Below are 14,760 nucleotides of genomic sequence, written 5' to 3' on the forward strand. Positions count from 1 at the left end.
TCAGTTAACTCTCTCTTACAGTATGGCATTTGCGATGAAAGTAACCTCACAAGTTGAAGCGCAGCGTAAGATTCTGGAAGAAGCCGTCTCCACCGCGCTGATGCTTGCTTCAGAAAAATCAGATGGCGCCGAAGTGGCGGTCAGCAAAACCACCGGCATTAGCGTGAGCACCCGCTATGGCGAAGTGGAGAATGTTGAATTCAACAGCGACGGCGCGCTGGGTATCACGGTATATCACCAGAATCGCAAAGGCAGTGCGTCATCCACCGATCTCAGTCCGGATGCCATCGCCCGTACGGTGCAGGCCGCGCTGGATATCGCCCGTTATACCTCGCCGGATCCTTACGCCGGCGTGGCGGATAAAGATCTGCTGGCGTTTGACGCGCCGGATCTCGACCTGTTCCATCCGGCGGAAGTGACGCCGGACGAAGCGATTGAGCTGGCCGCCCGCGCCGAGCAGGCGTCCCTGCAGGCCGACAAGCGCATCACCAATACCGAAGGCGGCAGCTTTAACAGCCACTACGGCATCAAAGTCTTCGGCAACAGCCACGGCATGCTGCAGGGCTACTGCTCTACCCGCCACTCGCTCTCCAGCTGCGTCATCGCCGAAGAGAACGGTGACATGGAGCGCGACTACGCCTACACCATTGGCCGCGCGCTGGGGGATTTGCAGTCTCCTGAGTGGGTGGGTAAAGAGTGCGCCGAACGCACGCTGTCTCGCCTGTCGCCGCGTAAACTCTCCACCATGAAAGCCCCGGTGATTTTTGCCAACGAAGTGGCGACCGGCCTGTTTGGCCATCTGGTGGGCGCTATCGCGGGCGGCTCCGTTTACCGTAAATCGACCTTCCTGCTCGACTCGCTGGGCAAGCAGATCCTGCCGGAATGGCTCACCATCGAAGAGCATCCGCACCTGCTGAAAGGCCTGGCCTCCACGCCGTTCGACAGCGAAGGCGTGCGCACGGAGCGTCGTGACATCGTGAAAGACGGCATTCTGACCCAGTGGCTTCTGACCAACTACTCCGCGCGCAAGCTGGGGCTGAAAAGCACCGGGCACGCGGGCGGCATTCACAACTGGCGCATTGCCGGGCAGGGCCTCAACTTTGAGCAGATGCTGAAAGAGATGGGCACCGGTCTGGTGGTGACCGAGCTGATGGGTCAGGGCGTCAGCGGCATCACCGGCGATTACTCTCGCGGCGCGGCGGGCTTCTGGGTTGAAAACGGCGAAATCCAGTATCCGGTGAGCGAAATTACCATCGCTGGCAATCTGAAGGATATGTGGCGCAATATCGTTACGGTCGGTAACGATATTGAAACACGCAGCAATATACAGTGTGGTTCTGTATTACTCCCGGAAATGAAAATCGCCGGACAATAGAGATAGCGTTTTGTTAATAATAAAAAAGGAAGTGAGCAATGCGTAAACATCTGTTAGCGATCGTCGCGGCTTCAACGTTGGTTCTTGGCTCTTCTGCGTTTGCTGCCGATCTTGAAGACGACATGGGCATCCTCGGGCAAAACCTGAAGGTGGTGCAGAAAACCGACAATGCGGCGGAAATGAAAGACGCGCTGACCAAAATGCGTGAAGCGGCGCTGGACGCACAAAAAGCGACGCCTCCTAAACTGGAAAGCAAAGCGGCAGACAGTGCAGAGATGAAAGACTACCGCCACGGCTTTGACGTGCTGGTCGGCCAGATCGACGGCGCGCTGAAGCTCGCTAACGAAGGCAAAGTGAAGGAAGCCCAGGCGGCGGCCGAGCAGTTTGTGACGACCCGTAATACGTATCACAAGAAATACCGTTAACCGATCGCGCATCTGACAAACAACCAGCGGGGGCCAGTGGCCCCCGTTTTTTTTTGCGCAGTAATAAGTAAACCCTATCGCCATCACATTTTTGCGTCACCACGCCTGAACGTTTTCGTTTCCCCGGCGCGCGTTTTGCCGCTGGAATACGTGATATTAATCACGCAAATGCCGTGATTAATCCAGATTCACCGTATTTATGTGGCACAGATCACTGCTGCGGCTCTCCTTTCCACTTCGAAGTGGAAAACAACTCGCTACAAACAATTCCCCCCCAACGTTAGTTTTATTCCAGAGCCATTAACGGGGTAAGACCAGTGATTAACGGAGCGGTAATGAACGACGTTGGGGAACAGGCAGAGCAAACAGAACAGCTCGCGAACACCATGCTGCAGCAGGTTTATTCCCTGCTGGCCCGGAACAACATCATCCCCAATGCGGTACAGGAGCAGATGCTTACTTCCCACGTGCGCGCCATGGCGCACCGGTTCGTGACCGGCGAGCCGCTGCCGGAGGTTGAAGCAGAGCTGTTTGACGAAATTTCACCGGATTCAATGCGGCTTGCCCGTGAAGTGGTAGCGCAGTTTGGCAACCTTCCTGATGAAGAAGCCTGGCTACTCTCCGTTCACTTTGAAGTCGCGAAAGACAACCTTTAAGGAGCAACACATGGAACAGATTACAGTCGTGATTGGCGATCGCCTGGGTAAAGGTCAGAAAGTGGCGGCCGGTGTGGAAAAAGCAGGTGGACGCGCGGTTGTCGTACCGGGTATGGCGGCAGACATGAAGCTCGGCGACGTAATGAAAGCGGAAAACGCCACCTTCGGCATCTCCTTCTGCGGCAGCGGCGGCGCGGGTGCCATCACCGCCCAGACCAAATATGGCTACAAGGCCAAATACGGCATGCGTTCCGTGGAAGAGGGCGTGACCGCCATCAACGAAGGCTGCAACGTGCTGGGCTTTGGCTTTATGGATAAAGAAGAGCTGGGCGAGCGTCTGGTACAGGCGTGGCAGAAAAAATACGGCGCATAAGCATGAAAGAACAGTTCACAACCACGGTGAGAGTGAAGGGGAAGGGCGACGCCAAAGCGCGCGCCTTTGCCGACGCGCTCAACCACGTTCAGGCCGCGGTGATGAAAGCCTCACCGCATATCTTACTGCGTATTGAGCCACAGGATGTGCAGGTTGTACAGGCGCAAGAAGCGGTGCGAAAAGAAGCGTTTCTGTTCTTCTTTCTGCGCCGGGAAAGACGCACCTACAGCGTGGAGCTGGATGTGACCGTCAACGTGACCGCCATCAATCTCGACCAGGTGGATTTCGTCACGCAACGCTGATTATTCATAAAAGGGCAGACTGATGTTCTTAATTATATTAATAAAATCGCTCATCATCGGCGGCCTGGTAGGCGTCGGTGTCGGGGCCGGGGCTGCACGCATGTTTCATGCGCCTACCACTCAGGGTATGGGCGCGTTTCGTACGTTGGGGGAACTGAACTCCTGCGAAGGGGATCCGGCGTCCCACTTCTCCTTTGGGTTAGGCTTCTTCTTTAACGCCTGGGCCTCTTCCGTGGCCGCAGGGGCTTTCACACAGGACGTTGACCACCGCATCATCCCGAACTGGGGGGCTGCCGCACTGATGATCAAAAACCGTAACGTCGGCGAAACGCTGCACGATCCGCGCAAAATGGCGATTGCCTGCGGCGTGATCGGCATGATCGTCGTGACCTTCCTTAACCTGACCGCCTCCTCCGTGCCCGCTGCGCTTCAGGTCACCGCCGTGAAGGTGCTGGTGCCTGCCGCGAACCTGCTGGTCAACACCGTGATGCCGGTGATCTTCTGGCTGGCGGCCATCGACGCGGGTAAAAAATCGGGCTTCTGGGCCACCATCTTTGGCGGCGCGGCGCAGCTGATTATGGGCAACGCCGTACCGGGCCTGGTGCTGGGGATCCTGATCGGTAAAGGCGTGGAAGAGAGCGGCTGGAACCACGTTACCAAAGTGATGATGGCGGCGATCGTTCTGCTCTTCGTGCTGAGCGGCTTCTTCCGCGGCTTCGACATGAAGATGATCGAATCCTTCCATCTGACCGTGCCGAACTGGCTCGACATGATCCACAACTCGCTCAGCGGTAAATAACAGGAGCCTCGACATGGAACAGAATAAAGGTTTTTGGTATGCCGACTGGTCGTTCCCTATCTTCGTTGGCCTGCTCTCCTCCGGCGTGTTTGCCGGGACGCACATGTACTACCTCTACGGCATCGGCGCGTTTAACGAAGTGGCCTTCGTGGCGATGCTGAAAGCGGGAATTGACACCGGCGTTTACGGCGCGGTGGCGGCGTTCGGCGCAAGCTTCCTGTTCGCCCGTATTATCGAAGGGTCGCTGGTCGGTATTCTCGACATCGGCGGGGCGATCCAGACCGGCGTGGGCCTCGGGGTTCCGGCGCTGCTGCTGGGCGCGGGGATCATGTTCCCGGTGACCAACTTCATTGCCGCGCTGATCACCGGCCTGGTGATTGGCCTTGCGATTGGCTACGTCATCATCCTGGCGCGTAAGTTCACCATCAACCAGAGCAACTCCACCTACGGCGCAGACGTGATGATGGGCGCGGGCAACGCTTCCGGCCGCTTCCTCGGACCGTTGATTATCCTCAGCGCCATGACCGCCTCCATTCCGATTGGCGTGGGTTCTCTGCTGGGTGCGCTGCTGTTCTACATCTGGCAGAAGCCCATTACCGGTGGCGCTATCCTCGGCGCAATGATTCTGGGCTGGCTGTTCCCGGTTGCCCTTTAATACCCGCGGGCGCTCCGGCGCCCGCCTTTTCAGGAGATCCTCATGTTTGATTTACTCCTGCGCCGTGCGCGCCTCGCCGACGATACCCTGACCGATATCGCCATTCAGGACGGGAAGATCGCCGCGACGGGCGACATAGACGCTCCCGCCCGCAAAACGGTGGAGCTAAACGGTGACGTGTTCGTCAGCGCAGGCTGGATTGACTCCCACGTACACTGCTACCCGAACTCCCCGATTTACCACGACGAGCCGGACAGCGTGGGCGTTGCCACTGGCGTCACCACCGTGGTGGACGCGGGCAGCACCGGGGCCGACGACGTGGACGATTTCTACGCGATTACCCGCAAGGCCTCCACCGAGGTCTTTGCCCTGCTGAACATCTCCCGCGTGGGGCTGATTGCCCAGAACGAGCTGGCCAACATGGCCAATATTGACGCCGACGCGGTGAAAGAGGTGGTGAAACGCCATCCTGATTTTATCGTCGGCCTGAAGGCGCGCATGAGCAGCAGCGTGGTCGGTGACAACGGCATCACGCCGCTGGCGCGCGCCAAAGCCATTCAGAAAGAGAACGGCGACCTGCCGCTGATGGTGCACATTGGCAACAACCCGCCGAACCTCGACGAAATTGCCGAGCTGCTGAGCTCTGGCGACATCATCACCCACTGCTACAACGGCAAGCCTAACCGCATTCTGACGCCCTCCGGCGAGCTGCGCGCCTCCATTACGTCTGCGCTGAAGCGCGGCGTGCGTCTGGACGTCGGCCACGGCACGGCGAGCTTCAGCTTTGAGGTGGCAAAACGCGCCATCGCGATGGGCATTCTGCCGCACACCATCAGCTCGGATATCTACTGCCGCAACCGCATCAACGGCCCGGTGTGCTCGCTGGCAAGCGTGATGTCGAAATTCCTCGCCATCGGCATGTCATTGCCGCAGGTGATTGACTGCGTCACGGCGAACGCCGCCGACGGCCTGCGCCTGACGCGTAAAGGCCGCATTCAGCCGGGTCTCGACGCCGACCTGACGCTGTTCACCCTTAAACGTCAGCCGACGGTGCTGACGGATGCCGAAAACGACAGCCTGCAGGCTGAACACATACTGGTGCCGCTTGCCGCGATCCGCGCGGGCAAGGGCTACATGACTGAACAAGGGAGCACGGAACATGCCTTCGATTTATGAGAAGTACCGCTTAAAGCAGGTTATCAACACCTCTGGCCGCATGACGGCGCTGGGCGTCTCCACGCCGCGCCCGGAGGTGGTGCAGGCGGCGATGGACGGCATGAATCACTATTTCGAGATGAAGGATCTGGTCAATAAAACCGGGGAATACATCGCGAAGCTGCTGGACGTGGAAGGGGCGACGGTGGTCTCCTGCGCGTCGGCGGGCATTGCCCAGTCCGTGGCCGCGGTGCTGGTGAAAGACGGCGACTGGCTGCTGGAAAACCTGCACGTCACCCCGATTGAGAACAACGAGATCGTCCTGCCGAAAGGCCACAACGTGAACTTTGGCGCGCCGGTGGGCACCATGGTGGCGCTGGGTGGCGGCAGGCTGGTGGAAGCGGGCTACGCCAACGAATGTTCCGCCGATCAGCTGGCGGCGGCGATTACCCCGCGCACGGCGGCGATCATGTACATCAAATCTCACCACTGCGTGCAGAAAAGCATGCTCAGCGTCGAGCAGGCGGCGGTTGTCGCACGTAAACACGACTTGCCGCTCATCGTCGATGCCGCGGCGGAAGAAGATCTGCACGCGTACTACCGCGCCGGCGCGGACCTGGTGATCTACAGCGGCGCGAAGGCGATCGAAGGCCCCACCAGCGGGCTGGTGATCGGCAAGACCCAGTACGTTGAGTGGGTGAAGCGCCAGACGGCGGGGATTGGCCGCGCCATGAAGGTGGGTAAAGAGGGCATTCTTGGCCTGACCTGCGCCATCGAACACTATCTGACGGCCACCAAAGAGAGCGGTGCCGAGATGGTGGCGAAAATGACGCCGTTTATCGAGGCGCTCAACACCCTGAACGGTGTGACCGCGCGCGTGGTCTGGGACAGCGCCGGACGCGACATCGCCCGCACCGAGATTAAGTTTGACGAAGCCACCACCGGCGTCGGCACGGGGGACCTGGTGGCGAAGCTCAAGCAGGGCGAGTACGCCATTTACTTCCGTGGCTACAAGGCCAACGAAGGGATTATCGAGGCGGACGTGCGCAGCGTAAACGCTGACCAGCTGAACATTGTGTACCGCCGCATTAGTGAAGTATTAGGACAGGAGAAAAACGCATGAAACTGACCCCCAACTTTTACCGTGACCGCGTCTGTCTGAACGTGCTGGCTGGCTCAAAGGCCAACGCCAGCGCCATCTACGAGGCGGCGGAAGGCCACGTGCTGGTGGGCGTGCTCTCCAAAAATTACCCGGACGTGGCGAGCGCGGTCGCTGATATGCGCGAATACGCGAAGCTGATTGATAACGCGCTCTCCGTTGGCCTGGGCGCGGGCGATCCGAACCAGTCGGCGATGGTGAGCGAGATCTCCCGCCAGGTGCAGCCGCAGCACGTTAACCAGGTCTTTACCGGCGTGGCCACCAGCCGCGCGCTGCTGGGGCAAAATGACTCCGTGGTCAACGGTCTGGTCTCTCCGACCGGTACCGTCGGGATGGTCAAAATCTCCACCGGCCCGCTGAGCAGCGCAGCTATGGGCGGCATTGTGCCGGTGGAAACGGCGATTGCCCTGCTGAAAGATTTCGGCGGCAGCTCTATCAAATACTTCCCGATGGGCGGCCTGAAGTGCCGTGACGAGTACAAAGCGGTAGCGGAAGCCTGCGCCCGTCACGACTTCTGGCTGGAGCCGACCGGAGGTATCGATCTGGAAAACTATGAGGAGATCCTGCAGATCGCCCTCGACGCGGGCGTGAGCAAAATCATCCCGCATATCTACAGCTCGATTATCGACAAAGCCAGCGGTGATACGCGTCCGGAAGATGTGCGTACCCTGCTGGCGATGACGAAGAAGCTGGTGAAGTAGAACTCACACCTATACAGGAGCCACCATGCACACCCGTACCTTGCTTGTCGCTTCACTCTCAATGTTCGCCACCGCCGCTGTCGCCCAGACGCAATATGCCTGGGTGGGTACCTATAATCCGAACGGTGAAGGGTTGTACCGTTTTACTGTTAACCCGCAAACCGGCGCGCTGAACGATAAAACGCTGGTGAGCAAACTGCCCAATGCGGCGCAGCTGACCCTTTCACAGGACGGCAAAACGCTGTATCTGGCAAGCGAAGTGGAGCAGGGCGTGGTGCAGGCGCTGCGCGTCGGCGATAACGGTGAGCTGAGCGAGCTCAGTCAGGTGGCCTCCGGCGGTGCCGGGCCGGTGTATCTCTCCCTGACGCCGAACGGCCAGCATCTGCTGGTGGCGAACTATGTCAGCGGAACCGTCGCGGTGCTGCCCGTTAACGCAGACGGCAGCCTGGGTGACGCCACGGACACACATCAGGATCAAGGCGAACCGGGCGCGGCGAAGCCGGAAGCTGCCGTTGAGGGCAGTTTCGCGATCAGCGATCATAACGGCCCCCATGCGCATATGATCGCCGCCGATCCGAGCGGGAAATACGTGTTTTCCACCGATCTGGGGCTGGATCGCATCTACCAATACCGCTTTGACGATCGGACAGGAAAGCTGACGCCGAACGATCCGCCGTTTATCAGCGCCTCCTCGAAAGGCGCCGGGCCGCGCCACTTTGTCTTTACGCCGAAGGGCGATGCCCTGTGGCTGATTAACGAAGAGGCGTCTACGCTCACCCGGTATACCGTGAATACCAACGGCACCCTGAAAGAGGGTAAAACGGTTTCTGCCCTGCCGGAAGGCTACAAAGGCACCAGCTTTGCTGCCGGGCTCGCATTAAGCGCCGACGGTAAGCAGCTGTATGTGGCTAACCGTTTGCATAACAGCATCGGGCACTTTACCGTAACGGCGGAGGGCACGCTGACGCATCAGGACGATGTGTGGACGCGCGGTGACTACCCGCGCACCCTGACGCTCGATAAACAGGGGCGCTGGCTGTACGTCATGAACCAGCGCAGCGACAACATTACCCGTTTCCGCGTGGCGCAGGACGGGAAATTGAGCTTTGAGCCAGGCTATACCCCGGTCTGCAGCCCATCCCAGATGGTCATTTCACCTTAAGCCGTAAGAGGACAACGACGTGCGATTTCCGAACCAACGTTTGGCGCAACTTTTCGACCTGTTGCAAAACGAGACGCTGCCGCAGGACGAGCTGGCGCAGCGGCTGTCGGTCTCCACGCGAACTGTCCGTGCGGACATCACCGCCCTGAACGCGCTGCTGGCCAGCCACGGCGCGCAGTTCATCCTGAGCCGGGGCAACGGCTACCAGCTCAAAATTGAGGATGCCGAGCGCTATCAGCAGCTTCAGGCATCCCACCCGCGCGCGCTGCGTATCCCGCGGACCGGGCCGGAGCGCGTGCATTATCTGGTGGTGCGTTTTCTGACCTCGGCGTTTTCGCTTAAGCTGGAGGATCTGGCGGACGAGTGGTTCGTCAGCCGCGCCACGCTGCAAAGCGATATGGCGGAGGTGCGCGAGTGGTTTCATCGCTACAACCTGACGCTGGAAACCCGTCCGCGCCACGGCATGAAGCTGTTTGGCAGCGAGATGTCGACCCGCGCCTGCCTGACCGATCTGCTCTGGGAGCTGGCGCAGCAGGACAGCCTGAACCCGCTGGTAACCGACGTGGCGCTCAATGCGGGCGTGGCGGAGCAGATGGTGCCGGTGCTGCACGACGCCTTGACCCGTCACCACATTCGCCTGACCGATGAAGGCGAGCTGTTCCTGCGCCTGTACTGCGCGGTGTCGGTACGTCGCATCAGCGAAGGTTACCCGCTGCCGGAATTCCATGCCGAAGACGTGGAAGAGAACGTGCGCGAGGCGGCGAAGGATATCGCGGTGACCATCCAGCAGCTGGCGGGCAAGGCGCTTTCGCCGTCGGAGGAGAGCTGGCTGTGCGTGCACATTGCGGCGCGGCAGATTCAGGAGATCGCGCCCAGCGCCATTAACGCTGACGACGACGAGGCGCTGGTCAACTACATCCTGCGCTATATCAACACTCACTATAACTACAACCTGCTCAGCGACGCGCAGCTGCACGCGGACCTGCTCACGCACATCAAAACCATGATCACCCGCGTGCGGTATCAAATCATGATCCCCAATCCGCTGCTGGATAACATCAAGCAGCACTACCCGATGGCGTGGGACATGACGCTGGCGGCGGTGTCGAGCTGGGGCAAATACACGCCGTATGTGATCAGCGAAAACGAAATTGGCTTCCTGGTGCTGCATATTGGCGTCGGGCTTGAGCGCCACTACAACATCGGCTACCAGCGTCAGCCGCGCGTGCTGCTGGTATGCGACGCCGGTAATGCCATGGTGCGCATGATTGAGGCGGTACTGCAGCGTAAATACCCGCAGATTGAGGTGACGCGCACGCTCACCCTGCGCGAGTACGAGCTGGCGGAAACCATTAGCGAAGACTTTGTGATCGCGACCGCCCGCGTCAGCGAAAAGTCGAAACCGGTGGTGATGATCGCCCCGTTCCCGACCGACTACCAGTTAGAGCAGATTGGCAAACTGGTGCTGGTGGACCGCACCCGCCCGTGGATGCTGGATAAATACTTCGACGCGGCCCATTTCCGCATTATCGACAAGCCTATCGATCAGCAGACGCTGTTCCGCGAGCTGTGTGAACAGCTTGAGGCCGAAGGCTTTGTTGGCGCGGAGTTTCTGGATTCGGTTGTTGAACGTGAAGCTATTGTCAGCACCATGCTCGGCGACGGCATCGCGCTGCCGCACTCCCTCGGCCTGCTGGCGCAGAAAACGGTGGTCTACACCGTGCTCGCCCCGCACGGCGTGCAGTGGGGCGACGAAACCGCGCACGTTATCTTCCTGCTCGCCATCAGCAAAAGCGAGTACGAAGAGGCGATGGCGATTTACGATATTTTCGTCACTTTCCTGCGCGAGCGGGCGATGTCACGGCTCTGTAGCTGCGGGGATTTCGCCGGGTTTAAGGCGGTGGCGATGGAGAGTTTGAGTCGTTTTTGAGAGGCGTTATCCAGAATTCGATGTAATGCGAATGTAATGCTAAACTGCATTACACATTCGATTTTTCTGGAGGCATAATGGCCACGCTAAACGTCCGTCTGGATGACAAACTCAAAAACGAGGCTTATGCCGTGCTGGAAAAACTCAATATTACCCCAACGGAAGCGGTGCGATTGCTGTTTCAGTACGTTGCTGAAACGGGGCGCATGCCGGTGAAAACGGTCACCATCAGCGACAGCGAAGATGCGCTGATACAGACAGTCCGGGAGCGACTGGCTAATCCGCAAAAGGGAATAAAGGTTAGTCTGGATGACTTATGAGTTTGAGTTTGAGTTTGCCTGAGGGCGTTATAATGAGTGATACAGAAAAAGAGAAAAATCAGCCGTTTATCATGACGCAAACAAACGGCTCTAACGCTCACCGCAAATGATGCACAACCTGGTTGCTGCTGCCGCGCCAGATGAGCGCCGGGTCTTTTAAATCCTGCACGAACTTGCCGTCGACCAGCACGTTAATCAGATCCACGACTTCCATCTGCTGCGCATTCAGTTCATCCAGCTTGTAGCCCGTCCAGACCCAGATATCTTTTCCCGGACATTCTGCGCGAATGCGCTCCACCAGCTTCAACATATCCGGCACGTTTTGCGGGTGCAGGGGATCGCCGCCGGAGAGTGAAATCCCCTGGCGTTTGATGCGCGTGTCGTTCAGGTCGTTGATGATTTTATCTTCCATCTCCGCGGTGAACGGCATGCCGGAATTGAGTCGCCAGGTGCTTTTGTTGTAGCAGCCGGGGCATTCGTGGACGCAGCCTGAAACAAACAGGGTGCAGCGGGTGCCGGGGCCGTTGACGATGTCGACGGGGTAGTACTGGTGATAGTTCATTGCGAATAACCACGCCGGGTGGCGCTGCGCTTACCCGGCCTACAAAAGAGAGCGGTCCGTAGGCCCGGTAAGCGCAGCGCCACCGGGCATTAACGTGGCAGCGGATTAACCGATCTGCCCATTTCCCAGATGCTTCACGCGGCGCTTCACTTCTTCCTGTTTGCCAGCGTTAAACGGACGGGCGTCCGGGCTGCCGAGATAGCCGCATACGCGACGGGTCACGGAGACGCGAGCCGCATCGTGGTTGCCGCATTTCGGGCAGGTGAAGCCTTTACTGGTACATTCGAACTCACCGGTGAAGCCGCACTCGTAACACTCATCAATTGGCGTGTTGGTCCCGTAATACGGCACGTGCTGGTAGCTATAGTCCCACACGTCCTCCAGCGCCTTCAGGTTGTGCTGAATGTTCGGGTACTCGCCGTAGCAGATGAAGCCGCCGCTGGCGATCGGCGGATAGGCCGCTTCGAAGTCGATCTTGTCGTATGGGTTCACCTTTTTCTCGACGTCGAGGTGGAAGCTGTTGGTGTAGTACCCTTTATCGGTCACGCCTTCCACAATCCCGAATTCGGCGGTGTCCAGACGGCAGAAGCGGTCGCACAGGTTCTCGCTTGGGGTGCTGTACAGGCTGAAACCGTAGCCGGTTTCCTCTTTCCACTGGTCTACCGCGTCGCGCAGGCGCTGAACGATGGCGATGCCTTTCTCACGCAGGGCTTCGCTGTCGTACATGTGCGTGTCGCCAAACAGGGCGTTGATGGTCTCGTGGATGCCGATGTAGCCCAGCGAAATCGACGCGCGGCCGTTTTTGAAGATCTCGGATACGTCATCGTCCGCCTTCAGGCGCACGCCGCAGGCCCCTTCCATATAGAGGATCGGCGCCACGCGGGCTTTGACCCCTTCGAGGCGCGCAATACGGGTCATCAGCGCCTTACGCGCCAGCTGCAGGCGCTCATCCAGCAGTTTCCAGAATTCAGCTTCATTGCCTTTGGCCTCCAGCGCGATGCGCGGCAGGTTGAGGCTGATCACGCCCAGGTTGTTACGCCCGTCGTGGATCTGCTCGCCGTTTTCATCCTCGTAGACGCCGAGGAAGCTGCGGCAGCCCATTGGCGTTTTAAACGAACCGGTGACTTTGACGACCTGATCGTAGTTCAGGATGTCCGGGTACATGCGCTTGCTCGCGCACTCCAGCGCCAGCTGTTTGATGTCGTAGTTCGGGTCGCCAAACTTGTGGTTCAGGCCGTCGCGAATCGCGAACACCAGTTTCGGGAACACGGCGGTTTTACGGTTTTTGCCGAGGCCGGAAATACGGTTGCGCAGGATCGACTGCTGAATCAGGCGTGATTCCCAGCTGGTGCCCAGCCCAAAGCCGAAGGTTACAAACGGCGTCTGGCCGTTGGCGGTGTGCAGCGTGTTCACCTCATATTCCAGCGACTGGAAGGCGTCGTAGCACTCTTTCTCGGTACGGGAATGCGCATAGCCGTCCGCGTCCGGAATCTGCCACTCTTCGGCGGTTTTACGGTGCTTGTTGAAGCTCGCCGTCACGAACGGGGCCAGCACTTCGTCAATGCGGTTAATGGTGGTGCCGCCGTAAATATGGCTGGCGACCTGAGCGATGATCTGCGCCGTGACCGCGGTAGCCGTGGAGATCGACTTAGGCGGTTCAATCTCCGCGTTACCCATTTTAAAGCCGTGGGTCAGCATGCCTTTCAGATCGATCAGCATGCAGTTGAACATCGGGAAGAACGGCGAATAGTCGAGATCGTGGTAGTGGATCTCGCCGCGCTCGTGCGCCGAGACCACGTCGCGCGGCAGCAGATGCTGACGGGCATAGTGTTTGGCGACGATACCGGCCAGCAGGTCGCGCTGGGTGGGGATCACTTTACTGTCTTTATTGGCGTTTTCATTGAGCAGGGCGGAGTTGGTCTGCTCCACCAGGCCACGGATCTCCTGGTTCAGGCGACCGCGCTTCTCGCGCTGCACGTCACGATCGTGGCGGTACTCAATGTAGGCGCGCGCCAGCTGCTTGTAAGGCCCCGCCATCAGCTGGTTTTCAACCGCGGTCTGGATCTCGTTGATATCGACCTGGCTGCGTTCAGTCATCTGGCTGCTAACGACTTCTGCGACGGTGGCGCAGTAATCTGCGTCATCGACTCCCGCTGCTTTAGCTGCACGCAGAATGGCTTCCTGGATGCGCTCTGATTTAAACGGCACTTTACAGCCATCACGTTTCATCACATGCGGTGTCATGATCACTCCATTTTTAAAAACAGGTTATCCACAGAGGTGGAGAAGTATTCACCGGACGCATTTCCCGCCAGGCCAAAGACTTCCCGCGTTCCCAGCTCGTGTTATCCACAATTCCGGCCAGCGTAAGCGCCGTCTTGTTGTTGGAATAGTAGACGATAAATACAAGATGTTGGGTCGGCGTGCATTTTAAGTGCTACATATAGTGATTTGCATCAAACATGTTTGCGATTTATTTGATGCAGAACAAAGTAAAAAGACGAGAGTACAAACGACGGGCGCTTCAGCGATTGTAAAGGCGGGCGAGAAAAATCTGATTAATTATTCAACAAAAACAAGCGCTCAGCACGGTGTGTGCTAAGCGCTGTTCATTTAACTCCCCCCGCAGATCCAGCTCAGTCCCGCCTGCAAAAAGGCTGCGGTTGCGATACTGCCCAGCACCGCCGGGATGAGAAAGGAGCGTTCAGGAGCATCGTCCTGTTTTTGTGGTTCTTCAGCACTCAGCGCGGACATCGCCTCTTCCCGGGTGCGCGCCGCCAGCAGTCGCTCACGCACCCGATCTTCCGTCAATAAACAGGTCAGCGTCGTCAGCAGCTGCATATGGGTACTCCCTGCTTCCGCGGGCGGAATGGCGAGCAGGAAAACCATTCTCACCTCTTCATCACCGTCCAGCCCCGGCCAGCGTATCGGGTCATCGAAGAGGGCCAGACAAAACGCCGCCTGCTGCACCGCCTCGGTTTTACCGTGCGGGACGGCGAGCGCTTCACCCAGCGCGGTAGGACCTTCACTTTCGCGTTGTAACACGCTCTGGATGAACGTTTCTTCATCACTGATGATTTTTTGCCTGGCGAGCGGTTCGGCGAGCCAGCGTATTAGCGCTTCAGGCGAACGGTGCGGCGGGTTGATAAAAACCAGATCGGGATGCGTCAATGCAAGCAGGTTCAT

16 protein-coding genes are annotated in these 14,760 nt (G+C 58.6%); 13 read left to right on the forward strand and 3 right to left on the reverse strand.

The genetic code is table 11. The features are described from left to right. Positions 1-22 precede the first annotated feature (22 nt). The 13 genes from pmbA to N6P30_RS13070 all read left to right on the forward strand — a co-directional run bounded on the left by pmbA (position 23) and on the right by N6P30_RS13070 (position 11,012). On the forward strand, positions 23-1,375 hold the full coding sequence (gene pmbA, locus N6P30_RS13010) for a metalloprotease PmbA (RefSeq protein ID WP_008501413.1): 1,353 nt from the start codon (positions 23-25) through the stop codon (positions 1,373-1,375). A 38-nt stretch (positions 1,376-1,413) separates the two neighbouring features. Next, the gene (gene cybC / locus N6P30_RS13015) at positions 1,414-1,800 is read left to right on the forward strand and encodes a cytochrome b562 (RefSeq protein WP_008501412.1); all 387 of its coding nucleotides are present in this window, start codon (positions 1,414-1,416) and stop codon (positions 1,798-1,800) included. 317 nt (positions 1,801-2,117) lie between these two features. Beyond that, positions 2,118-2,456 (forward strand): glycine dehydrogenase, encoded by a 339-nt coding sequence (locus N6P30_RS13020; RefSeq protein WP_102000678.1) that lies wholly within the window; start codon positions 2,118-2,120, stop codon positions 2,454-2,456. 10 nt (positions 2,457-2,466) lie between these two features. Continuing rightward, positions 2,467-2,829, forward strand: a complete 363-nt coding sequence (locus tag N6P30_RS13025) for an SFCGS family glycine-rich protein (RefSeq protein WP_023293430.1) — start codon at positions 2,467-2,469, stop codon at positions 2,827-2,829. Between the two features lie 2 nt (positions 2,830-2,831). Continuing rightward, positions 2,832-3,131 (forward strand): DUF4312 family protein, encoded by a 300-nt coding sequence (locus N6P30_RS13030; protein WP_006810338.1) that lies wholly within the window; start codon positions 2,832-2,834, stop codon positions 3,129-3,131. 22 nt (positions 3,132-3,153) lie between these two features. Then, the gene (locus N6P30_RS13035; RefSeq protein WP_008501408.1) at positions 3,154-3,930 is read left to right on the forward strand and encodes a DUF4311 domain-containing protein; all 777 of its coding nucleotides are present in this window, start codon (positions 3,154-3,156) and stop codon (positions 3,928-3,930) included. 13 nt (positions 3,931-3,943) lie between these two features. Beyond that, positions 3,944-4,585, forward strand: coding sequence for a DUF4310 family protein (locus N6P30_RS13040; protein ID WP_008501407.1), 642 nt, complete (start codon positions 3,944-3,946; stop codon positions 4,583-4,585). Positions 4,586-4,627: 42 nt separating this feature from the next. Beyond that, positions 4,628-5,761 carry an amidohydrolase/deacetylase family metallohydrolase gene (locus N6P30_RS13045; protein WP_023293428.1) on the forward strand — a complete coding sequence of 378 codons (1,134 nt, stop codon included), beginning with the start codon at positions 4,628-4,630 and terminating at the stop codon, positions 5,759-5,761. Then, complete coding sequence (locus N6P30_RS13050) at positions 5,745-6,863, forward strand: DgaE family pyridoxal phosphate-dependent ammonia lyase (RefSeq protein WP_023293427.1); 1,119 nt, start codon at positions 5,745-5,747, stop codon at positions 6,861-6,863. The genes N6P30_RS13045 and N6P30_RS13050 overlap by 17 nt, the downstream gene beginning before the upstream one ends. Further along, positions 6,860-7,600, forward strand: a complete 741-nt coding sequence (gene dagF, locus N6P30_RS13055; protein WP_023293426.1) for a 2-dehydro-3-deoxy-phosphogluconate aldolase — start codon at positions 6,860-6,862, stop codon at positions 7,598-7,600. Before N6P30_RS13050 ends, dagF begins: the two co-directional genes overlap by 4 nt. Positions 7,601-7,625: 25 nt before the next feature. Next, the gene (locus tag N6P30_RS13060) at positions 7,626-8,762 is read left to right on the forward strand and encodes a lactonase family protein (protein ID WP_023293425.1); all 1,137 of its coding nucleotides are present in this window, start codon (positions 7,626-7,628) and stop codon (positions 8,760-8,762) included. A gap of 19 nt (positions 8,763-8,781) precedes the next feature. Beyond that, a complete protein-coding gene (locus N6P30_RS13065; RefSeq protein WP_023293424.1) occupies positions 8,782-10,692 on the forward strand; it encodes a BglG family transcription antiterminator in 1,911 nt (636 codons plus the stop codon). A gap of 77 nt (positions 10,693-10,769) precedes the next feature. Then, positions 10,770-11,012 (forward strand): type II toxin-antitoxin system RelB/DinJ family antitoxin, encoded by a 243-nt coding sequence (locus N6P30_RS13070; RefSeq protein ID WP_008501400.1) that lies wholly within the window; start codon positions 10,770-10,772, stop codon positions 11,010-11,012. Positions 11,013-11,109: 97 nt separating this feature from the next. On the opposite strand, the gene nrdG is transcribed toward N6P30_RS13070, so the two are convergent. The 3 genes from nrdG to N6P30_RS13085 all read right to left on the reverse strand — a co-directional run bounded on the left by nrdG (position 11,110) and on the right by N6P30_RS13085 (position 14,760). Beyond that, entirely contained in the window at positions 11,110-11,574 is a 465-nt protein-coding gene (gene nrdG, locus N6P30_RS13075; protein WP_023293423.1) for an anaerobic ribonucleoside-triphosphate reductase-activating protein, read from the reverse strand. Positions 11,575-11,679: 105 nt separating this feature from the next. Further along, the gene (gene nrdD, locus N6P30_RS13080) at positions 11,680-13,818 is read right to left on the reverse strand and encodes an anaerobic ribonucleoside-triphosphate reductase (RefSeq protein WP_023293422.1); all 2,139 of its coding nucleotides are present in this window, start codon (positions 13,816-13,818) and stop codon (positions 11,680-11,682) included. A gap of 369 nt (positions 13,819-14,187) precedes the next feature. Next, entirely contained in the window at positions 14,188-14,760 is a 573-nt protein-coding gene (locus tag N6P30_RS13085) for a fructose PTS transporter subunit IIA (protein ID WP_023293421.1), read from the reverse strand.

Origin of the sequence: Enterobacter sp. PL1, assembly GCF_945957325.1 — a bacterium.
GTDB lineage: Bacteria > Pseudomonadota > Gammaproteobacteria > Enterobacterales > Enterobacteriaceae > Enterobacter > Enterobacter roggenkampii.